This is a genomic window from Variovorax sp. P4_B10, assembly GCF_056402375.1.
On record NZ_JBFUHN010000006.1, the window covers coordinates 87216 to 106640 of the forward strand.

20 protein-coding genes and 1 tRNA gene are annotated in these 19425 nt (G+C 65.7%); 17 read left to right on the forward strand and 4 right to left on the reverse strand.

What is annotated here, in order from left to right:
* The first annotated feature begins 55 nt into the window (after positions 1 to 55).
* From AC1DXX_RS05130 to AC1DXX_RS05200, 15 genes are all read left to right on the forward strand, one after another.
* Positions 56 to 763 carry an SDR family NAD(P)-dependent oxidoreductase gene (locus AC1DXX_RS05130; RefSeq protein ID WP_478133084.1) on the forward strand — a complete coding sequence of 236 codons (708 nt, stop codon included), beginning with the start codon at positions 56 to 58 and terminating at the stop codon, positions 761 to 763.
* Between the two features lie 286 nt (positions 764 to 1049).
* A complete protein-coding gene (locus AC1DXX_RS05135) occupies positions 1050 to 1196 on the forward strand; it encodes a hypothetical protein (RefSeq protein WP_478133085.1) in 147 nt (48 codons plus the stop codon).
* A gap of 34 nt (positions 1197 to 1230) precedes the next feature.
* Positions 1231 to 1815, forward strand: coding sequence for an A24 family peptidase (locus AC1DXX_RS05140; protein ID WP_478133086.1), 585 nt, complete (start codon positions 1231 to 1233; stop codon positions 1813 to 1815).
* Positions 1816 to 1845: 30 nt separating this feature from the next.
* A complete protein-coding gene (gene cpaB / locus AC1DXX_RS05145; RefSeq protein WP_478133087.1) occupies positions 1846 to 2688 on the forward strand; it encodes a Flp pilus assembly protein CpaB in 843 nt (280 codons plus the stop codon).
* A 25-nt stretch (positions 2689 to 2713) separates the two neighbouring features.
* Entirely contained in the window at positions 2714 to 4231 is a 1518-nt protein-coding gene (locus AC1DXX_RS05150) for a type II and III secretion system protein family protein (RefSeq protein ID WP_478133088.1), read from the forward strand.
* Between the two features lie 11 nt (positions 4232 to 4242).
* Complete coding sequence (locus AC1DXX_RS05155; protein ID WP_478133089.1) at positions 4243 to 4521, forward strand: hypothetical protein; 279 nt, start codon at positions 4243 to 4245, stop codon at positions 4519 to 4521.
* Between the two features lie 144 nt (positions 4522 to 4665).
* A complete protein-coding gene (locus AC1DXX_RS05160; RefSeq protein WP_478133090.1) occupies positions 4666 to 4875 on the forward strand; it encodes a Flp family type IVb pilin in 210 nt (69 codons plus the stop codon).
* A 92-nt stretch (positions 4876 to 4967) separates the two neighbouring features.
* Entirely contained in the window at positions 4968 to 5141 is a 174-nt protein-coding gene (locus tag AC1DXX_RS05165; protein ID WP_478133091.1) for a Flp family type IVb pilin, read from the forward strand.
* A gap of 43 nt (positions 5142 to 5184) precedes the next feature.
* The gene (locus AC1DXX_RS05170; RefSeq protein ID WP_478133092.1) at positions 5185 to 6450 is read left to right on the forward strand and encodes a pilus assembly protein TadG-related protein; all 1266 of its coding nucleotides are present in this window, start codon (positions 5185 to 5187) and stop codon (positions 6448 to 6450) included.
* Positions 6451 to 6455: 5 nt separating this feature from the next.
* Positions 6456 to 6914 (forward strand): TadE/TadG family type IV pilus assembly protein, encoded by a 459-nt coding sequence (locus AC1DXX_RS05175; protein ID WP_478133093.1) that lies wholly within the window; start codon positions 6456 to 6458, stop codon positions 6912 to 6914.
* Positions 6911 to 7339, forward strand: a complete 429-nt coding sequence (locus AC1DXX_RS05180; RefSeq protein ID WP_478133094.1) for a TadE/TadG family type IV pilus assembly protein — start codon at positions 6911 to 6913, stop codon at positions 7337 to 7339. Before AC1DXX_RS05175 ends, AC1DXX_RS05180 begins: the two co-directional genes overlap by 4 nt.
* A gap of 19 nt (positions 7340 to 7358) precedes the next feature.
* A complete protein-coding gene (locus AC1DXX_RS05185; protein ID WP_478133095.1) occupies positions 7359 to 8510 on the forward strand; it encodes a CpaE/TadZ family protein in 1152 nt (383 codons plus the stop codon).
* 36 nt (positions 8511 to 8546) lie between these two features.
* The gene (locus tag AC1DXX_RS05190; RefSeq protein ID WP_478133096.1) at positions 8547 to 9920 is read left to right on the forward strand and encodes a CpaF family protein; all 1374 of its coding nucleotides are present in this window, start codon (positions 8547 to 8549) and stop codon (positions 9918 to 9920) included.
* A gap of 9 nt (positions 9921 to 9929) precedes the next feature.
* A complete protein-coding gene (locus AC1DXX_RS05195) occupies positions 9930 to 10922 on the forward strand; it encodes a type II secretion system F family protein (protein ID WP_478133097.1) in 993 nt (330 codons plus the stop codon).
* A 12-nt stretch (positions 10923 to 10934) separates the two neighbouring features.
* Positions 10935 to 11840, forward strand: coding sequence for a type II secretion system F family protein (locus AC1DXX_RS05200; protein ID WP_478133098.1), 906 nt, complete (start codon positions 10935 to 10937; stop codon positions 11838 to 11840).
* A gap of 20 nt (positions 11841 to 11860) precedes the next feature.
* Here the strand turns inward: AC1DXX_RS05200 and AC1DXX_RS05205 are convergent, their stop codons facing one another.
* From AC1DXX_RS05205 to AC1DXX_RS05215, 3 genes are all read right to left on the reverse strand, one after another.
* Positions 11861 to 12550 carry a LuxR C-terminal-related transcriptional regulator gene (locus AC1DXX_RS05205; RefSeq protein WP_478133099.1) on the reverse strand — a complete coding sequence of 230 codons (690 nt, stop codon included), beginning with the start codon at positions 12548 to 12550 and terminating at the stop codon, positions 11861 to 11863.
* Between the two features lie 21 nt (positions 12551 to 12571).
* Positions 12572 to 14263, reverse strand: a complete 1692-nt coding sequence (locus AC1DXX_RS05210; protein WP_478133100.1) for a sensor histidine kinase — start codon at positions 14261 to 14263, stop codon at positions 12572 to 12574.
* Positions 14264 to 14702: 439 nt separating this feature from the next.
* Positions 14703 to 14778: transfer RNA gene (locus AC1DXX_RS05215), tRNA-Ala, on the reverse strand.
* A gap of 88 nt (positions 14779 to 14866) precedes the next feature.
* Here AC1DXX_RS05215 and AC1DXX_RS05220 point away from each other — a divergent pair.
* Positions 14867 to 15736, forward strand: coding sequence for an alpha/beta hydrolase (locus AC1DXX_RS05220; RefSeq protein ID WP_478133101.1), 870 nt, complete (start codon positions 14867 to 14869; stop codon positions 15734 to 15736).
* A 24-nt stretch (positions 15737 to 15760) separates the two neighbouring features.
* Here the strand turns inward: AC1DXX_RS05220 and AC1DXX_RS05225 are convergent, their stop codons facing one another.
* Positions 15761 to 16738 carry a GMP reductase gene (locus AC1DXX_RS05225; protein WP_478133102.1) on the reverse strand — a complete coding sequence of 326 codons (978 nt, stop codon included), beginning with the start codon at positions 16736 to 16738 and terminating at the stop codon, positions 15761 to 15763.
* Positions 16739 to 16943: 205 nt separating this feature from the next.
* On the opposite strand from AC1DXX_RS05225, the gene AC1DXX_RS05230 reads away from it, so the two are divergent.
* On the forward strand, positions 16944 to 19358 hold the full coding sequence (locus tag AC1DXX_RS05230) for a UvrD-helicase domain-containing protein (RefSeq protein WP_478133103.1): 2415 nt from the start codon (positions 16944 to 16946) through the stop codon (positions 19356 to 19358).
* Positions 19359 to 19425 lie beyond the last annotated feature (67 nt).

A 19425-nucleotide genomic window follows, 5' to 3' on the forward strand; every position in this document is an offset into this window, starting at 1 on the left:
GGCGTTAGGATGCGCCACCGACGGGGCCTGGCCCCTCTATCAGGAGCATTTTTCCATGAGCGATGCAAACACCAAATCCCATGTCGTGATCACCGGTGCGGCGGGCGCGCTGGGTCGTGCCGTGGCCCAGCACTTCCTCGAGCAGGGCGCGCGCCTTGCGCTGGTCGATCACCATGCAGGCCGCCTGGCCGAAGTCTTTCCGGGCCTCGACAACTCGCAGCATCTGCTGCTGGCGGGCGACGTGACCTCGGCGCCCGAGATGGCCGAGCTGACCGGCCAGGTGCTCAAGGCCTTCGGCCGTGTCGACGTGCTGGTGCACATTGCCGGCGGTTTCGAGATGGGCGAGGCGACGCACGCGCTCTCGCGCGCGAGCTGGGACCGGATGATGAACCTCAACGCCTGGTCGTTCGTCGCGGTGACGCAGGCCGTGCTGCCTTCGATGGTCGAGCGTCGCTCCGGCAGCATCGTCGCAGTGACCGCGAAGGTGGCCGCGCGCGGCGTGCCGGCGATGGCGGCGTACATCGCATCGAAGAGCGCGCTGCAGCGCCTGGTGGAAGCCWTGGCGGCCGAGGCCGCGCCGCACGGCGTCAACGTGAACAGCGTTGCGCCCAGCGTGCTGGACACGCCGGCCAACCGGCAGGCGATGCCCGACGCCAATCCGGCCGAATGGGTTTCGACCTCGGTCGCTGCGCAGACCATCGGCTTCCTCGCATCGCCCGCGGCTGCGGCGCTGCACGGCCTGCACCTCACGCTCGACACCTGAGCGATAAATAAAGGGCCCTGGCGCAACGCCAGGGCACTCGCAGCAGGGCTTTCGCAGCCGCCTGCTGCTCCGCGCCGCCTGCTGCCTGCAGGCGCCGCACACCGCTTCGCATAGGCGCTTTGTCATGGCCGTCCCCGAAAAAGGCGGGGCGGTTGTCTCCCTCATGAAGGGGCGCTTCGCTCATGTGCGCGGGCCGCGCAATTCCTACAGTGACTCCACGGCAAAACGCTTTCGTCCAGCCCGGACAGGAAGTGGTGCCAGTCGGCAACGACCACCAAGGATGCACATGGAAACGCTCGATCCGATGCCCAGAAACTTCACGAACCTGCTGCGGGAAGACGCAGGGATGTCGTTCATGGAAGTCGCTCTCATCGGCGCGCTGGTGCTGGTCGTGTGCCTGCTCCTTGTGCTGGCCATCCAGCGCAGCGCCTGAGCGCGCAACCGATCCACGCGATCAGGAGCAGACCATGAAGGAATTCGATGCCGTTCTCGACCTGCTGGCGATGCTGGTCACCGATACCCGCATGGTCGTGCTGTTCGCCCTGCTGTGCACGGCCGCGGTCAGCGACTGGCGCTTCTTCCGGATCCCCAACTGGCTGACCTTCGGCGGCGCACTGTTCGCGCTTGTCTACGGAACGCTGGCGGCGCGCACGCCGGTCGTGGGGGCGACGAATGCATTCGGCGGGCTGGGGACCGGCTTCGCGATCATGCTGCCGTTCTACGCGATGGGAATCATGGGCGCGGGCGACGTCAAGCTGATGGCCATGGTCGGCGCCTTTCTCGGACCCTACCAGGCGCTGCTGGCCGTCGTCTTCGTCTTCATTGCGGGCGGCATGGCGGCGCTGCTCTTCGCGATCCATCGCCGCCGCCTCCTGCACATGCTGGCGAACGTGAAGTCCACCGCAGAGGGCATGGCCATCTCGGGCATCGCGGGCATGCGGCCCATCGGGACGATCCAGGCGGCGCAATCCATCGGAAAGCTGCCTTACGGCATCTGCATCGGCGCGGGAACCGTGGTCCAGGTTCTGGCACATCAACTGGGCTACGTGTAGTCCATCACTTTCACCAAGTCGGAGGTTCGCATGAAGAACATCAAGGCAATGGGGCTGATTCTGCTGGCCCTTCTGACAGGTCTGGCCGCCGCGGTCTACGCGACGGGCTGGGTCTCGCGACAAGGCGGGGTCGCTTCCAACAAGGTGGTCGTGGCCGCCGTCGACATCGAACTGGGCAGCCGCGTCAACGCCCAGATGCTCTCCACGGTCGACTGGCCCAGCGGCTCGATGCCGGCCGGCGCCTTCAAGGACATCAAGTCGCTCGATGACCGCGTCGTCAAGGTCGGGGTGCTGCGCGGCGAAGCCATCCTCGAGGGCAAGCTGGCACCCGTCGGCACCCAGGGCGGGCTGTCGGCCGTCATCGCCAGCGGCAAGCGGGCGATGACCGTGCGGGTCAACGACGTGGTCGGTGTCGCCGGCTTCGCGTTGCCGGGCAACTACGTCGACGTGATGGTCAACGCCCAGCAGGACAAGGGGAAGGGCGAGCAGGCCAGCCAGATCAGCAAGACCGTGCTGGAGAAGGTGCTGGTGCTGGCGGTTGCGCAGGAGGCCAACCGCGACGAAACGAAGCCGAAGGTGGTGAGCGCCGTGACGCTGGAGCTCTCGCTGGAGGATTCGGAAAAGCTCGACCTGGCACGCAGCGTGGGGACCCTGTCGCTCGTGCTGCGCAACCAGATGGACAAGACCACGGTGGCGACGGGCGGGATCACCAAGGGTCAATTGTTCGGCGAGAAGGACATCCTGCCGATCTCCACCGCGATGGCATCGCCGCCGGCCCGCACACGGGTGCAGCGCGTCGGTTCCGTCAGAGCGCCTGTGTCCGATTGCGTGGAAGTGATCCAGCACGCGGCCCGCTCACTCACCTGCTTCTGAACCAACACACGAGGAGGAACACCAAGTGCGACATCTCTCTCCCACACCCGCCTGGCTGCTGGCGGCACTCGCGACACTGGCGGCACCCGCCATCGCCGCGGACGCAGCGACCCCGGCTGCGGCCGTGATTGCAACCCAGGCTGCAGCCCCCGCACCGGTCGCAGCGGCCGCACCGGCCAACCGGCGCTGCACCGCGATCATCCCGGACGACCAGCCGACCTACGCCGTGCTAGGCAAGTCGGTGGTCATCCCCCTGAAGGCGCGGGTCGCACGCATCGTGGTCAGCGGCCAGCCGCCGAACCGCGCGCCAGCGGCCGCACCGGCCGCCACGGCGCAGCCGGCATCGGCGCCCGCCGCGGCGGGGGGGACGACCGACGGCGTTGCCGATGTCGACGTCACGCTGCTGAGCCCGACCGATCTGTTCTTTCGCGGCCGCCAGGCCGGCTCGATGAACGTCGTGCTGCAGAGCGCCGACGGCACCTGCTACATCAAGGACGTCATCGTCACCATCGACCCGGGCGCGCTGCAGTCCAAGCTCGCCGAGCTGATGCCGGAAGAGAACCGCATCCGCGTGCGCAGCGCGGAAAAATCGATCGTGCTCACCGGCGAGATCAGCGATTCGCTCAAGCTCGACGACGTGATGAGCCTGGCCATGGCCTATGGCGCAGACGGCAAGAAGGTGGTGAACCTGTTGCGTGTCACGGCACCGCAGCAGGTCATGCTCGAAGTGAAGATCGCCGAGATCAGCAAGACCCTGCTGGACAAGCTGGGCGCGCGCGTCGGTTTGAGCCGCTCGGGCAACGGCGGTCTCAACAGCTACTCGCTGATCTCCAGTTTCCTGAGCGGAGGCGGGGGCCTGATCGAGGCGCTCCGGATCGGCCGCACGTCGCTGGCCATCGACGGTCAGAAGGACGACGGCCTGGTGCGCATCCTGGCGGAGCCCAACATCATGGCCATCAGCGGCCAGCAGGCCAGCTTCCTGTCGGGCGGAAAGATCTTCATTCCCGTCGCGCAGAACGCCGCCAGCGGTGGCGGAACGAACATCACGCTGGAAGAAAAGGAGTTCGGTATCGGGGTCAAGTTCACCCCGACCGTGCTCAACGGCGGCCGCGTCAACCTCAAGATGGTCTCCGAGGTGTCGGACCTGTCGCAGACGGGTTCTCCCTTCACGACGGTCGGGGGCGTTACCGCCGTCCTGCCTTCGCTGACGGTGCGCCGTGCCGACACCACCGTGCAACTCAACGACGGGCAGAGCTTCGTCATCGCGGGGCTCATCAAGAGCAACGTCACCGAGTCCATCAAGCGCTATCCCGGATTGGGCGAAGTGCCGGTGATGGGGGCGCTGTTCCGCAGCACCGAGTTCCAGAACGACCAGACCGAGCTGATGTTCGTGATCACGCCGCGCCTGGTCCGGCCGCTGGTCGAGTCGCCCCGCCTGCCGACCGACAACCACGTCGTTCCCAGCCGTGCGGAGGTCTATCTGAACGGGGCTCTCGAAAGCAGCACCCCGGCACCGGCCGCCCCGGCCAGCAATACACAGTGAGGAGCACTGCCATGTTCAAGTCGACCACTCTTCTGCTGACGCTTCTTCTTGCGGCCGGATGCTCGCACGTCACGCCCAACTACGACGCCCGTTTCGGCGACGCGGTGCGCGACGCAAAAAGGAAGATGACACTCAACCCCGACGCGGGCAAGGACGGCAACCCGGTCGCCGGCATGGACGGCCGCTCGGCGCGCGAGTCGATGCAGCAGTACCACGAGTCCTACAAGACGCCGCCGCCGGCGGTCAACGTCATCAACATCGGCGGCGCCATCGGTGGTGCCACCAAGTGATGGCTTCATCCATCGCCTGTTTCGCAATCAATGCTTCATACGGAAAGGAGATCCACGACACGCAATGAAAATTTTCTTCCGCAACACCATTTCATTCACCCACTGAATTTCGTTCGTTCGTTCGAACCTTGAAAGGAAAGATCCATGAAAAACATTCTCCAGGCCATCGGCCAATCCACCGGCAGCTTCCTTCGCGACGAAGAAGGCGCACAGGTCATCGAGTACGCACTGATCATCGCCGTCGTCTCGATCGCGCTGATCGTTGCACTGAAGGCGCTCACCGCCAACGGCGGCGGCTTCGCGACCTTCATCACTCATGTGACCAACTGCCTCTCCGGAACGTCCTGCCCATAAGCAGCTCGAGGGCGGGGGCGGGCCGGCTTGTCCATTGCCCGCCACCCGTCGCTCAGGCGGCTCTTGCCCAACACAGAAGCGAGGTTCTCATCATGTTCAAGTCATTCCTGCAGGACGACAGCGGCGCCCAGGTGATCGAGTACGCGCTGATCATCGCCGTCATCTCCATCGCGCTGGTTATCGCGCTGAAGCCGTTGGTGACCGACGGCACCTTCAGCAACTTCGTCGCGCTCGTCGCCGGCTGCCTCGACGGTTCGGGCTGCTGAGCCCGCCTTCGCCGAACCGCCGCCACCGCACGAGGAGCCGATCATGCAAGTCCGCCGCCTTCACCGCCGCCAGCGCGGCGCGATGATCGTCACCGCCGCGCTGGTCCTGCTGTTCCTGATGGGATTCATGGGCGTGGCCCTGGACTTCGGCCACCTGTTCGTCGTCAGGACCGAACTGCAGACCGCCGTGGACAGTTGCGCACTGGCCGCCGCGCGCGAACTCGACAAGCAGGGCACGGCGATCGCGCGGGCCCAGAGCGCCGGCCAGGCGGCCGGCAACGCGAACCGGGTGAACATGCAGTCGGCCACCTGGAGCGGACAGGGCCAGATCGTCTTCGCCGACATCACCTTCCGCGACAGCGCCTACGTGTCCACGATCAATCCGCTTGTGGCCACCTATGCGCAGTGCGTGCATACCCAGCCCAATATCAAGATCTGGCTCATGCAGGCCATGGGTGCGTTTTCCGGCGACGCCGCAGCCTATCCCGCGACGCGCGGCGTCGCGGCCAGCGCGGTGGCTACACGCGCCAGCGCACAGACCGCCTGCCCGATCCCGGTGGGATTCAAGCCCAAGGCGGGCGAGGTCGGGCCGAACTACGGCCTGACCGTCGGCCAATGGGTGAACCTGATCCAGGCGCAGAACGCGGCCGCGGGCGGCGAGATCGGCTGGGCCAACCTCGACGGCAGCAACAGCGCCTCGGAAACCGAAGCCGAGCTCAACAATCACTGCGGCACCAAGGTGGGCGACACGCTCGGCACGCCCGGCGTGCAGGCCTCGGTGGCCGACGTCTGGAACCAGCGCTTCGGCATCTACAAGAGCAACCCCGATCTGAGCGTGGCGCGACCCGACTACACCGGCTACGCCTACACCTCGCTCAACTGGCCCACGCAGTTCAATGCCTATGACGGCCCGGCCCCTGGAGTCGCGACCGCCGAGAATTACGTGACCAAGCGCGCGGCCTTCGCGTCCTGCGCCGACACCGGCACGAAAGTGAAGGGYGCGAACAGCTGCGAATCGATCACCGGGCTGTCGCTCAACACCTTCCAGACGCTGGCCGCGCCCGGCAACGTCGCCGGCGGCCACAAGCAGTACGGCCTGGACCGTCGCCTCGCCACGGTGCCGGTCCTCGACAGCAGCGGGCATGTGCTCGACTACCTCTGCATGCTGATGCTGCGGCCGCTGTCCATCCCGATGACCGACACGCAACTGGAGTTCCGGGGCAATGCCGGTGCCGTGGGAAGCCTCTGCACCACCAGCGGGCTTGCTGGCGGTGCAGCGGGACCATTGGTTCCGGTCCTGGTGAGGTGATTCGCATGAAAACATCGAACCACAGGCAACGCGGCGCAGCACTGATCGAGCTGGCATTGATCACGCCGCTGCTGCTGTTGCTGACACTCATCACGACCGAGTTCGGCCGCGCGATGTACGAGTACAACGCCGTCGTCAAATCGACCCGGGACGCAGTCCGCTACCTGTCCGTCCAGACGCCTGGCACGCACGTGACCGAGGCGCGCAACCTGATGGTGTACGGCAACACCGCCGGAACCGGTGCGCCGCTCGCGCGCGGGCTGAGCCTGGCGAACGTGCCGGCCGGCAGCTGCTGCACCTGGCAGCCGGCGGGCGCGAATCCGCTCATCACGACGGTGACCGTGCGCATCAGCAGCTACGCCTTCCATTCGATGTTTCCTTCGGTGATGGGGGTCGTCTTCGCCGATGCGAACGGAAACATCGTCTTCAGCGACATCACCGCCACCATGAGGGCACCGTCATGAAAAACCGGACACATGGCGCAACCACCGTCGAGTTCGCGTTGGGCCTTCTGTTTTTTCTCATGCTGGTGCTGGGCATCGTGGACTTCGCCCGCATGCTGTTCACCTGGAGCGCGGCCAACGAGGCCACGCGCGCCGGCGCGCGCTACGCCGTGGTGTGCGACGACACCGGCCAGCAAGCCCTGGTGCTCGCCCGCATGCAGGTCTTGCTGCCGCAGATCACAGCGGCAGGCGTGGCATGGGCGCCGGCGGGGTGCACCGTCGCGACCTGCGAGGGCGTCACGGTCAGCATCACCGGGCTCAACTACCAGTGGATCTCGCCCATCGTGGGTATTGCCGCGCCGCTGATCCCGATGCCGAGTTTTTCCACGTACCTGCCGCGTGAAGTCATGCGGCAGGACGCCCACAGTGCAGCCATCTGCTCGTAGCAACAGACCGGGAGCCACCATGAAGATCGCCATCATTTCTCCCAATCAGGGCCACCTCCAGGACATGCGCAAGGTTCTCGAGGCCCGGTCCCACATCGTCTCCCTGTTCGAAGGGGGCAAGAGCCGGATGCAATGGGTCGTCGAGCAGGTGGCGCCCGACCTGCTGCTGGTCGACGGCATGTGCTGTGAACCCCAGGAGCTGGCGCTGGTGGAAAAGCTCACGGCCCAGCACCCGAGGATCGCGGTGGTGCTGCTGTGCGCGATGCAGACGCAGGAGTTCCTGATTCATGCGATGCGCGCGGGTGTGCGCGAGGTGCTGCCGTCGCCAGCCGCCCCGGCAGCGCTCGAGGGCGCGGTGGAGCGCATTGCGCTCAAGATGGCCGGCACGCAGGCGCGGAGTGCGGGCCAGATCATCGCGTTCATGCCCTGCAAGGGGGGCAGCGGTGCCACCTTTCTCGCCACCAACATCGGCCACCAGCTCTCCCAGAGCCGCTCGGTCCTGCTCATCGACCTGAACCTGCAGTTCGGCGACGCGCTGTCCTATGTGAGCGACCTGCGGCCGACCGCCACGGTGGCCGACGTCGCGCGCGACATCGGCCGGCTCGATGCCTCGCTGCTTGCCGCCAGCGTGGTGAAGGTGGCGCCGGGCTTCAGCATCCTTCCCGCACCCGACGACATGTCGCGTGCGCTGGAGGTCAAGGCCGAGCACATCGATGCCATCCTCGATATCGCGGTGACGCAGTACGACTTCGTGCTGTTCGATCTCGGCCTGCATGTCGACACGCTCACCATCCGCGTGCTGGACCGCGCAAACCGCATCTTCCCGGTGCTCCAGCCCGGCCTGCCGCACATCCGCAACGTCACGCGCCTGATGCAGGTGTTCAAGTCGCTGGGCTACCCCGCCGGCAAGGTGGAGCTGCTGGTCAACCGCAGCGCCGGCGGTGGCGAGATCGGCCTGTCCGACATGCGCCGCTCCCTCGTCGGGGCCACGCTGACCATCGTGCCGGACGGCGGCAAGGACGTGGACAACTCGATCAATCGAGGTGTTCCCCTGGCAGAGATGTCTCGCGGCAGCGCGCTCGCCAAACGGCTCGCGGAGATTGCCACCACGCTCAGTCCGCGCAAGGAGGAAGCGCCCGGTTTCATCGGACGCCTCTTCCGCCGGGCCTGAGATCCGAATGTTTTTCCAACAGCAAGGCAGGTTCTTATGTCATTCCGAGAACAGCTCAATGCGGTAGCGGCCGATCCGGCCGCGCGGCCGACGGGACAGCCCCCGACCGATCCGGCGCTCTCGCCCTACGCCTCGGACACCTACAAGCTGCTGAAGGAGCGAATGCACCTGAAGCTGCTGGACCGTTTCGATCTGGCCGCACTCGAAACCCTGAAGCCGGACGTGCTGCGCCAGGAGATCTCCATCATGGTCGGGCGGCTGCTGCAGGAGGAGCCCGAAGCGCTCAACGACATCGAGCGGCGCACGCTGATACGCGACATCCAGCACGAGATGCTCGGTTTCGGGCCGATCGAGCTGCTGATGGCGGATCCGACGGTGTCCGACATCCTGATCAACTCGCACGAGCAGATCTACGTCGAGCGCAAGGGCAAGCTGGAGCTCACGAACGTCAGTTTCACCGATGAGAAGCACCTGCTGCGCATCATCGACAAGATTGTCTCGCTGGTGGGGCGCCGCATCGACGAGTCCAGCCCCATGGTCGATGCCCGGTTGCCGGACGGGTCGCGCGTCAACGCGGTCATCGCACCGGTGGCGCTGGACGGCCCGATGATGTCGATCCGCCGGTTCGCCAAGATTCCGCTGAAGATGGACAACCTCGTGAACGACCTCAAGACGCTGACGCCGCAGATGGCGCTGATGCTCGAGGGGCTGTCCCGCGCGAAGGTCAACATGCTGATCTCCGGCGGCACCGGTGCGGGGAAGACGACGCTGCTGAACATCCTCTCGGGCTTCATCCCGGAGACCGAGCGCATCATCACCATCGAGGATGCGGCCGAGCTCCAGCTCCAGCAGCCCCACGTCGCTCGTATGGAAACGCGGCCGATGAACATCGAGGGCAAGGGCGAGATCACGCAGCGTGCGCTGGTGCGCAATGCGCTGCGCATGCGGCCCGACCGCATCGTCATCGGCGAGGTGCGCGGGGCCGAGGCGGTCGACATGCTGCAGGCCATGAACACCGGCCACGAAGGGTCGCTCACCACCATCCATGCCAACACCCCCAGGGACGCGCTGGCACGGCTGGAGAACATGATCGGCATGGCCAACCTGAACCTTCCGCACCGCACCGTGCGCCAGCAGATCGCCTCGGCGATCACGGTGGTGATCCAGGTCCTGCGGATGGTCGACGGGCGGCGCAAGGTCACCAGCATCCAGGAGATCACCGGCATGGAAGGCGAAGTGGTCACGATGCAGGAGATCTTTGCTTTCCGCCACACCGGCATGGGCCCCGATGGGCAGGTGCGCGGCCATTTCCAGGCGACGGGCGTCCGGCCGAAGTTCACCGAACGGCTGCAGTCGTTCGGCATCGTGCTGCCCGACACCATGTTCGAACCCGACAAGCACTACGAATAGGAGGCCACCATGTTCGACAACCTGGGAGGCGATGCGCTGATCACCGTGACGGTCCTCGTGTTCGTGACCGTGCTGTTGATGCTCGAGGGGCTGTACCTGATCTGGCGTTCCTACAAGGGGCCCGAGGCGCGGACGATCGAGAGGCGCCTGCAGGCGCTCTCGGCGGCGACCGACCGCACCGCGCAGGCCCGCCTGGTGAAGGAACGCATGCTCAGCGGCGTGCCGTGGCTGCAGCGGATTCTGCTGACATTGCCGCGAGCCCATCGGCTGGACCGCTTCATCCTGCAGGCGGGACTGGACTGGACCGTCTCCAGCCTGTTGCTGGTCTGTGCCGTGCTCGGGGTGTCGGCGTTCTTCCTGCTGGTCTCGGTGGCGCATCAGTCGATGGTGCTGGCGCTGGCCGGTGGGGCCTTCGGTGTGGCGCTTCCGTTGCTCTACCTGCAGTACCAGCGGGGTCGCCGCCTGTCCCGCATGGAAAGGCAGCTTCCGGAAGCGCTGGACCTGGTGACGCGCGCGCTGCGCGCGGGCCATTCGTTCGCGAGCGGGGTACAGATGATCGGCGACGAGATGAACGATCCCATCGCCACCGAGTTCCGGATGGTGGCCGATGAAGTCAATTTCGGCGTCTCGCTGCAACAGGCGCTGACCAACCTGAGCGAGCGCGTGCCGCTCACCGATCTGCGCTACTTCGTGGTCGCGGTGCTGATCCAGCGCGACTCCGGCGGCAACCTGACGGAGGTGCTGAGCAACCTGAGCCGGCTCATCCGCGACCGGCTCAAGCTGCTCGCGCGAGTGCGGGTGCTGTCGTCGGAGGGGCGCCTGTCGGCCTGGATTCTGGGCATCATGCCCTTCGCGCTCGCGGGGCTCATCAACATCTTCAACCCGGAGTTCATGTCGCCGCTGTGGGAGGACCCGATGGGGCTGGTGGTCGTCAAGTACATGCTGGGCCTGATGGTGGTGGGCGCGTTGATCCTGCGCAAGATCGTCAAGATTCGTGTCTGAAGGAGAAGAGCCATGCTGTTTCCCATTCTTGTGTTCTTCGCCGTATCGCTCGCGATCGGCGGCCTGTCGGTGTGGTTGTTGCCGACGCGCACCGAGCAGCGCCTGCAGGCGGTCGCCCAGCCGACGGGCAAGTCGCCGTGGGCCGAAACCGTCGTCAAGCTCGTCGGGCCGTTCGCCCAGCTGTCCTCGCCCACCGGCGATGCGGAAGCGTCGCCGCTGCGCGTGCGTTTTCTGAATGCCGGCATCCGCTATCCGGATGCCCACCTGGTCTACTTCGGCATGAAGACGCTGCTGCCGCTGGCCTTCGCCGGATTGGCCTTTCTCGTGCTGCGTACGGGAGGGGTGGATGGCGGCATGACGATGCTGCTGTGGCTGGCCGTCGCCGCACTGGTCGGCTGCTACCTGCCGAACACCGTGCTGTTCCTTCGCATCAGGGCGCGAAGGCGCGAGATCTTCGAGAACTTTCCCGATGCCGCCGACCTGATGCTGGTGTGCGTCGAGGCAGGTCTCGGGCTGGATGCGGGCCTGGTCAAGGTCACCGACGAGATGCGCGTCAAGAGCCTGGCGCTCGCCCAGGAGCTGCACTGGACCAATCTCGAGATGCGTGCGGGCAGCACGCGCGAAAAGTCGCTGCGCAACCTGGCCCTTCGCACGGGCGTGGAGGAGATCGGAACCTTCGCGACCATGCTGACCCAGGCGGACCGGTTCGGCACCAGCATCGGCGAATCGCTGCGGGTGTTTTCCGACGACCTGCGCCACAAGCGCCAGGTGCGCGCGGAAGAACTTGCCGCCAAGGTGCCGACCAAGATGCTGCTGCCGCTGGTGCTGTGCATCTTCCCGTGCGTCTCGCTGGTGATCCTCACGCCGGCGGCGATCCGTATCGTGCGGATCGTCATGCCGATGCTCAACGGCCAGTGAATCCAGGCCCCGGCGATCGATCAGTCGGTCGCCGTGTCGAGCTGGTGCTTGACGGCGTAGATGTAGAGCTCGAGCCGGTTCGTCACGCCGAGCTTCTGGTAGATCGACGTGAGGTGGTTGCGGAACGTGTGCTCGGTGACGAACATCTGCGCAGCGAGCATCTTGTTCGATGCGCCGCTGCCTCTCACGACGGTGCGGATGATCTGCCGCTCCTTCTGGGTCAGGCTGGCCAGCTTGAGCGCCTCGGGGTCTGCCTTCGGCGGCTTCTTCGACGATGTCAGCTCGGAGAAGACACGGCCCATGGCTTCGGCGTCGACGCACAGCTCGCCCCGGTGCACGCGCTCGATGGCGTCGAGCACCTGCTGCGCCGAGGCGTCCTTGCACATCACGCCCCTTGCGCCGCGCAGCACCGCGAGATCCAGCTTTCGCTGCTCGCGTTCCGCCGTCAGGACGAGCACGCGGGACACTTCGTTCGACAGGAGCCCGGGAAGGATGTCGATGGCAGACCGCCCGGCCAGATCGAGGTCGAGGACGATCACGTCGGGCGCGAGATGATCGCTTTGTTCGAGGGCCTCTTCGCAGCAGCTCGCCGTGGCGACGAGCTTCATGCGGGGCTGTTCTCCGTCGATCAGTCTCGACAGGCCCCACAGCATGGTCTGGTGATCGTCCACGAGCATGACGCCGATGGGATGGGCTGTTGCTGGTTGCATGACTGTGCCTCCGTGTTCTTTTCAGACGGGTATCTCGACCAGGACCGCCGTGGCGCCGTTTGCGCTCTGGTCGACCTGTGCATGCCCTCCCAGGGCCGCCGCACGCTCGGTGATCGAGCGTGGCCGGAATTTCGTGAAGCCCGCGCCGCAGGCTTCGTTCTCGATCCGCAGGTGCAGCCGCCCGTCGCGGCAGGCGAGGCGGATGCTGCCCTGGCGCGCGTGGGTGTGCTTGCAGATGTTGTTCAACCCCTCGCCGACCAGCTGGAGCACTTCCGCCGTCATCCGGTCGTCGAGGTGGACGTCGCGTTCGACCACGACGCCGATGTCGATGCCATAGAGGCCCTTGATGCGCGCAGCCTGCCGGTGCAGATGCGGCAGGATGATCTCGCAGGGGCTCTGGGTGCCGTGCTTGACCGTGCCGGCGAAGCGGCGCAGGTCGGCGATCACGTTCTCGGCCATGTGGGTCAGCCTGTCCAGGTCCTCGACCAGCGGGTTGTCGGCGGCCGCCTTCTTGCGCAGCGCGCCCAGGCCCATCTTGAGGCCGATGTAGGGCTGGATCGCGGTGTCGTGCAGGTCCAGCGAGATCTTCAGGCGCTCCTTGGAGGCGGCCTCCGAGGCCATCCGGTCGAGCACTTCGATGGTCTCGATGACAGGGAAGACCTGGCTCACGATGTACGCCAGAAAGAGCGCATCGGACCGGCTGAACCCCCCTTTGTCGGACGACACGTAGACCCGGCCTTCGCCCAGGCGCATCGGCAGCGGCGCGCTGATGAAGGAGTGGGCCTCCAGCATCGTGGCGACAGCCGTGCTGCGCAGCGATTCGTCTTCGTCCTGAGCGCGCCAGCGCTGCGTGCCGGGCTCGCAGGCCAGGCTGCGCGCGCGCAGCCAGCTCAGGGGCCAGGGCAGGCCATGGCTCAGCACGATCTGGTCGGCGCCGAGGGCCATGAGCGGCGACTCCGCAAGGTGGCCGATCAGCTGGACGTTGACCTGCTCCTCGACGTCGCTTTTCCGGAGCGTGCGCAGGACCCAGTCGCCCGTGGCCGCGTCCCGCATCAGCAGGATGCAGTGATCGGCCTTGAAGAAGGCCAGCGTCTTCTCCATCGTGCAGGCGATCGTGCGGCCCACGCCGAAGCGGGGGTTCGACAGGCGGCTCACATGGCTCAGCAGTGCGAGACGCCGCTGCAGTTCGACCTTCGAGCCGCCCCAATGCCCGATCATGTGCCCCAGCGCCAGCAGGAACGTGGTGCGCATGAGCACTTGCGGCGCTTCGCTTCCGGTGCTCGTTCCCAGCCCGCAGACGGCAAACGAGGCGACCGCAGCCACCGTGACCCGGGCGGCTTCTTCGTAGCCCCAGCGGAACGAGGACGTGAGGATGGCGAAGAAGTAGAAGAGGAAGTAGAGGCTGTGAACGCCGTCCGTGACGAAGATGATCAGCGTGAACCACGCCACGTCGGACCAGTGGATGGTCCGGCCGCGGAAATACGGCCAGCCCAGCCGGGTGCAGAAGTACACGAGGAGACTGTGAAGGACGTAGCCCGAAAATGCGGCCCAGACCGCGTAGCCGATGGGCTGTCCCGCCTCGCCGCCGTTAACCGCGACCGCGAGCAGCGCGGACACCGCCAGCACCAGCCGCATCCGGGACACCATGAGCGCGTCCGCCGTCAGGCTGGCGTCGATGCCGCAATCCGGTTGGGTGGTGCTGCTGGCCGGCATGGAGCGATGTCCCTTGCATGAACCGTTTCACGCCTTGTCGGACGTACAGCAATGGAGGACCATACAGGGCGAGACGCCGCTCCCTCGGGGGAGCCTCTCTCCTGGCCGAGGACCGAAACTGTTGAGGTTGGTATTTTTGTTCACTTTTAACTCAAAAGTACTCATGTGAAGTTTTCACAGTACTACTTTGGATGTCAATTGCAATAGAAATTGACGTTTCCTGAGCTTTAGTGACAATTGTTGCAATTTGATACGTAACGGTATCCGCATCCACCGGGAGGTGGAAGGCAGATGCGTCACTCGGCGCAGTGCAAGAAGAGACGGCTCGAAGAGGGGATGGTGCCGGGTTACCGTCGGGAATCCGACCGGAGGGAAACGCGGCCGCGCCACAAGATTCGGGCAAAGAAAAAGGCCCGTGAAAAATCAGGGGCCCTGGATGTGGTGGAGAGGATGAGGATCGAACTCACGACCTCCGCATTGCGAACGCGGCGCTCTCCCAGCTGAGCTACCCCCCCACACAGAGCGAATTTTAGCCACAAGATGCGTTCCGACGCACGGTGTCATGCCAAGATTCGCGCCTTCCGATCAACGAACAAGAATTGCATGGCTGCTTTGCACGAGCCCGCCTGGCTGGAAGGCATGTACAACAACCTGGCGCGGGTGAAGGATCACCCGGCCTATTTCGAGCGATGGGCGCGTGATTCCGCAGCCGCGCGCGACGCATTGCCGAGTCGGCTCGACCAGCCCTATGGACAGGGCCTCAACGAGACACTCGACGTCTTTCCGGCGCCCGTGCCCGATGCGCCCGTGCTGGTCTTCATTCATGGCGGGTATTGGCGCGCCATGGACAAGAGCCAGCATTCCTTCATTGCGCCGGCGTTCAACGACCGCGGCATCTGCGTGGTGGTGCCCAACTACGCGTTGTGCCCCGGCACGGTCGACCAGCCGGTCACCGTGCCGGGCATCCTGCTGCAGATGGTGCGTGCGCTCGAATGGACGTGGCGGCACATCGCGGCCTATGGTGGCGACCCCTCTCGCATCACGGTCGCCGGTCATTCGGCTGGCGGCCACATGGCCGCGGCGCTGCTGGCCTGCGACTGGAAATCGGTCGCGCCCGATCTGCCCGCGCAGCTCGTTCGCAACGCGCTCTCGGTTTCGGGCCTCTACGACCTCCGGCCGCTGCAGCGCACACCGTTCCTGGAGAACGTGCTGAAGCTGAGCGACGCGGATGCCCGGCGTGCCAGCCCGGCGCTCTGGCCTGCACCGCCGCGCGGCCAGCTCTACGCGGTCGCGGGCGGGGAGGAGAGCGCGGAGTTCATCCGCCACAACGCGATGATCCGCGAGGCCTGGGGCCGCAACACCGTGCCGGTGTGCGAGGTGCTCCCGGGACTCGACCACTTCGGCGTGGTCGATGCGCTGGCCGACACGGCCCACGCGCTGCACCGGCACGCCGTGCAGCTGCTCGAAGCCTGACCGGCGCCGCTGCGGGGGCGGGGCTTACATCAGCAGGTGCTCGCCTGCGTTGTCGCCGCCCAGCGTGACGTAGTTGACCTTGCGGATGTCCATCAGCGTGCGGCCGCCCGCGTAGCTGATGGAGCTTTGCACGTCCTGCTCCATCTCGACCAGCGTGTCGGCCAGCTTGCCCTTGATGGGCTCGAGGATGCGCTTGCCCTCGACGTGCCTGTACTCGCCCTTGTTGAAATCGCTGGCGGAGCCGTAGTACTCCTTGAAAAGCACGCCGTCGACCTCGACCGTCTTGCCCGGCGACTCTTCGTGGCCCGCGAACAGCGAGCCGATCATCACCATCGACGCGCCGAAGCGCACGCTCTTGGCGATGTCGCCATGGTCGCGGATGCCGCCGTCGGCAATGATCGGCTTGGTTGCCACGCGCGCGCACCACTTGAGCGCCGACAGCTGCCAGCCGCCCGTGCCGAAGCCGGTCTTGAGCTTGGTGATGCAGACCTTGCCCGGGCCGATGCCGACCTTGGTGGCGTCGGCGCCCCAGTTTTCGAGGTCGATCACGGCTTCCGGCGTGCCGACGTTGCCGGCGATCACGAAAGACCTGGGCAGCTTCTCCTTCAGGTAGCCGATCATGTTCTTCACGCTGTCGGCGTGGCCGTGCGCGATGTCGATCGTGATGTATTCGGGCACCAGGCCCAGGGCCACCAACTGGTCGACGGTGTCGTAGTCGGGCTTCTTCACGCCCAGCGAGATCGAGGCGAACACGCCCTTGCCCTGCATCTCCTTGACGAACTTCACGTTGTCGAGGTCGAAGCGGTGCATCACGTAGAAGTAGCCGTTCTGCGCGAGCCACAGGCAGATCGACTCGTCGACCACCGTTTTCATGTTGGCCGGCACCACCGGCACGCGGAAGCTGCGCTCGCCGAGCGTGACGCTGGCGTCGCACTCCGAGCGGCTCTCCACGCGGCACTTGCGCGGGAGCAGAAGAATGTTGTCGTAATCGAAAATTTGCATGACCAGGCTCCTGAAAGGAATCGTCGAAAGGAACGAATGAGCGCTTGGTCCGGCCGGCTTTCATGGTGCATTCCGCAAAGGAACGCCCACAAAAAACCGGGCGCAAGAAACTTGGGCCCGGTGATTGAGTTTACGCGGTCTCGCAAAGGCGGGTCTTCCGGTTCTTCATATAACCCGCATACGCCGTGGTTTCTACAATCGCAGGATGCTTTTCAACGATCCTGCGGCTGACGCCCACCCTGCGGACCTGCCGCTGCTCCACAACCTGAACGCGGAGCAGCTCGCCGCAGTGACCCTCCCGGCAGGCAATGCGCTGATCCTCGCGGGCGCCGGTTCCGGCAAGACGCGGGTGCTCACCACCCGCATCGCCTGGCTGCTCCAGACGGGTCAGGTCTCCGCCGGCGGCATCCTGGCCGTCACCTTCACCAACAAGGCCGCCAAGGAAATGATGACGCGGCTGACGGCGATGCTGCCCGTCAACGTGCGCGGCATGTGGATCGGCACCTTCCACGGCCTGTGCAACCGCCTGCTGCGCGCGCACTGGAAGCTGGCCAACCTGCCCTCGACCTTCCAGATCCTCGACACGCAGGACCAGCTCTCGGCCATCAAGCGCCTGATGAAGCAGTTCAACGTCGACGACGAGCGCTTTCCGGCCAAGCAGACCCAATGGTTCATTGCGGGCGCGAAGGAAGACGGCCTGCGCCCGCGCGACGTCGAGGTCCGCAGCGACGACGACCGCAAGAAGGTCGAGCTCTACCAGCTCTACGAAGAGCAATGCCAGCGCGAAGGCGTGGTCGACTTCGGCGAGCTCATGCTGCGCAGCTATGAGCTGCTGCGCGACAACGACCCGGTGCGCGAGCACTACCAGCGCCGTTTCCGCCACATCCTGATCGACGAGTTCCAGGACACCAACCGCCTGCAGTACGCGTGGATCAAGATGCTCTCGGGCCACACGGTCGCGGGCCAGTTCACGCCCGGCCAGAACAACAGCGTGATCGCGGTGGGCGACGACGACCAGAGCATCTATGCCTTCCGCGGCGCGCGCGTGGGCAACATGGCCGACTTCGTGCGCGAGTTCGATGTGCAGCACCAGATCAAGCTGGAGCAGAACTACCGCAGCTACAGCAACATCCTCGATTCGGCCAACGAGCTCATCAGCCACAACAGGAAGCGGCTCGGCAAGAACCTGCGCACCGACCAGGGTCCGGGCGAGCCGGTGCGGGTGTACGAATCGCCCACCGACCTCGCCGAGGCGCAGTGGATGGTCGAAGAAATGCGCCAGCTCGTGCGCGACGGCTTCGACCGCAAGGAAATGGCGGTGCTCTACCGCAGCAATGCGCAGAGCCGGGTGATCGAAACGGCGCTTTTCAATGCCTCGGTGCCGTACCGCGTGTACGGTGGCCTGCGCTTCTTCGAGCGCGCCGAAATCAAGCACGCGCTGGCCTACCTGCGCCTGCTCGAGAACAAGGACGACGACACCAGCTTCCTGCGCGTTGTCAACTTCCCGCCGCGCGGCATCGGCGCGCGCACGCTCGAGACACTGCAGGATGCGGCGCGTGCGGCGAATCGTTCGCTGCACGACGCGGTCAGCGTGGTCGGCGGCAAGGCGGGGGCGAACCTCACCGGCTTCGTCGCCAAGATCGACGTGCTGCGCGAGCAGACCCAGGGTGTCAGCCTGCGCGAGATCATCGAACTGGTGCTCGACCACAGCGGTCTCGTCGAGCACTACAAGGCCGACCGCGAAGGCGCCGACCGCCTCGAGAACCTGGACGAACTCGTGAATGCGGCCGAGAGCTTCGTCACGCAGGAAGGCTTCGGCCGCGATGCAGTGGCATTGCCGGTCGACGAACTGCGCCAGTCGCCCGCGAGCCAGGGCATCGACCTGACCCGGCCGGTGGTCGACGAACCACTTGCGCCCGATGCCGAAACCGGCGAAACGCTGAGCCCGCTGGCCGCGTTCCTCACGCACGCCGCGCTCGAGTCGGGCGACAACCAGGCGCAGGCCGGCCAGGACGCTGTGCAGCTCATGACGGTGCACGCCGCCAAGGGCCTCGAGTTCGACTGCGTGTTCATCACCGGCATGGAAGAAGGCCTGTTCCCGCACGAGAACTCGATGAGCGACTTCGAGAGCCTCGAGGAAGAACGCCGCCTGATGTACGTGGCGATCACGCGGGCGCGCAAGCGCCTGTACCTCAGCCATTCGCAGACGCGCATGCTGCACGGCCAGACCCGCTACAACGTCAAGAGCCGCTTCTTCGAGGAACTGCCGGAGAGCGCGCTCAAGTGGCTCACGCCCAGGAACCAGGGCTTCACACCGTCGGCCTTCGGCTACGGCGGCGGCTATGCGAGCACGCGCGGCGGCAGTGGCAGCTATGGCGGCGGCAACAACTACGGCAGCAGCAGTGGCAAGGACACCTTCGCCAGCCCGCCGGTGCCGCCGCAGAAGACAGCGCCGTCGCACGGCCTGCGTTCCGGCATGCAGGTGTTCCACAACAAGTTCGGCGAAGGCACGGTGGTGGCGCTCGAAGGCACCGGTGACGACGCCCGTGCGCAGGTCAAGTTCACGCGCCACGGCGTGAAGTGGCTGGCGCTCTCGGTGGCCAAGCTCACGCCGGTTTGAAGACGCTACCAAAACAATAGCTGACAGCGCAGGCAGGACGGGCATCATGGCCGGTTTCTGCCAGATT

Coding starts and splice junctions, on each gene's coding strand:
- AC1DXX_RS05135 (WP_478133085.1), top strand. CDS start 1,050: ATGGAAACGCTCGATCCGATGCCCAGAAACTTCACGAACCTGCTGCGG.
- AC1DXX_RS05140 (WP_478133086.1), top strand. CDS start 1,231: ATGAAGGAATTCGATGCCGTTCTCGACCTGCTGGCGATGCTGGTCACC.
- cpaB (WP_478133087.1), top strand. CDS start 1,846: ATGAAGAACATCAAGGCAATGGGGCTGATTCTGCTGGCCCTTCTGACA.
- AC1DXX_RS05155 (WP_478133089.1), top strand. CDS start 4,243: ATGTTCAAGTCGACCACTCTTCTGCTGACGCTTCTTCTTGCGGCCGGA.
- AC1DXX_RS05160 (WP_478133090.1), top strand. CDS start 4,666: ATGAAAAACATTCTCCAGGCCATCGGCCAATCCACCGGCAGCTTCCTT.
- AC1DXX_RS05165 (WP_478133091.1), top strand. CDS start 4,968: ATGTTCAAGTCATTCCTGCAGGACGACAGCGGCGCCCAGGTGATCGAG.
- AC1DXX_RS05175 (WP_478133093.1), top strand. CDS start 6,456: ATGAAAACATCGAACCACAGGCAACGCGGCGCAGCACTGATCGAGCTG.
- AC1DXX_RS05180 (WP_478133094.1), top strand. CDS start 6,911: ATGAAAAACCGGACACATGGCGCAACCACCGTCGAGTTCGCGTTGGGC.
- AC1DXX_RS05185 (WP_478133095.1), top strand. CDS start 7,359: ATGAAGATCGCCATCATTTCTCCCAATCAGGGCCACCTCCAGGACATG.
- AC1DXX_RS05190 (WP_478133096.1), top strand. CDS start 8,547: ATGTCATTCCGAGAACAGCTCAATGCGGTAGCGGCCGATCCGGCCGCG.
- AC1DXX_RS05195 (WP_478133097.1), top strand. CDS start 9,930: ATGTTCGACAACCTGGGAGGCGATGCGCTGATCACCGTGACGGTCCTC.
- AC1DXX_RS05200 (WP_478133098.1), top strand. CDS start 10,935: ATGCTGTTTCCCATTCTTGTGTTCTTCGCCGTATCGCTCGCGATCGGC.
- AC1DXX_RS05205 (WP_478133099.1), bottom strand. CDS start 12,550: ATGCAACCAGCAACAGCCCATCCCATCGGCGTCATGCTCGTGGACGAT.
- AC1DXX_RS05210 (WP_478133100.1), bottom strand. CDS start 14,263: ATGCCGGCCAGCAGCACCACCCAACCGGATTGCGGCATCGACGCCAGC.
- AC1DXX_RS05220 (WP_478133101.1), top strand. CDS start 14,867: ATGGCTGCTTTGCACGAGCCCGCCTGGCTGGAAGGCATGTACAACAAC.
- AC1DXX_RS05225 (WP_478133102.1), bottom strand. CDS start 16,738: ATGCAAATTTTCGATTACGACAACATTCTTCTGCTCCCGCGCAAGTGC.
- AC1DXX_RS05230 (WP_478133103.1), top strand. CDS start 16,944: ATGCTTTTCAACGATCCTGCGGCTGACGCCCACCCTGCGGACCTGCCG.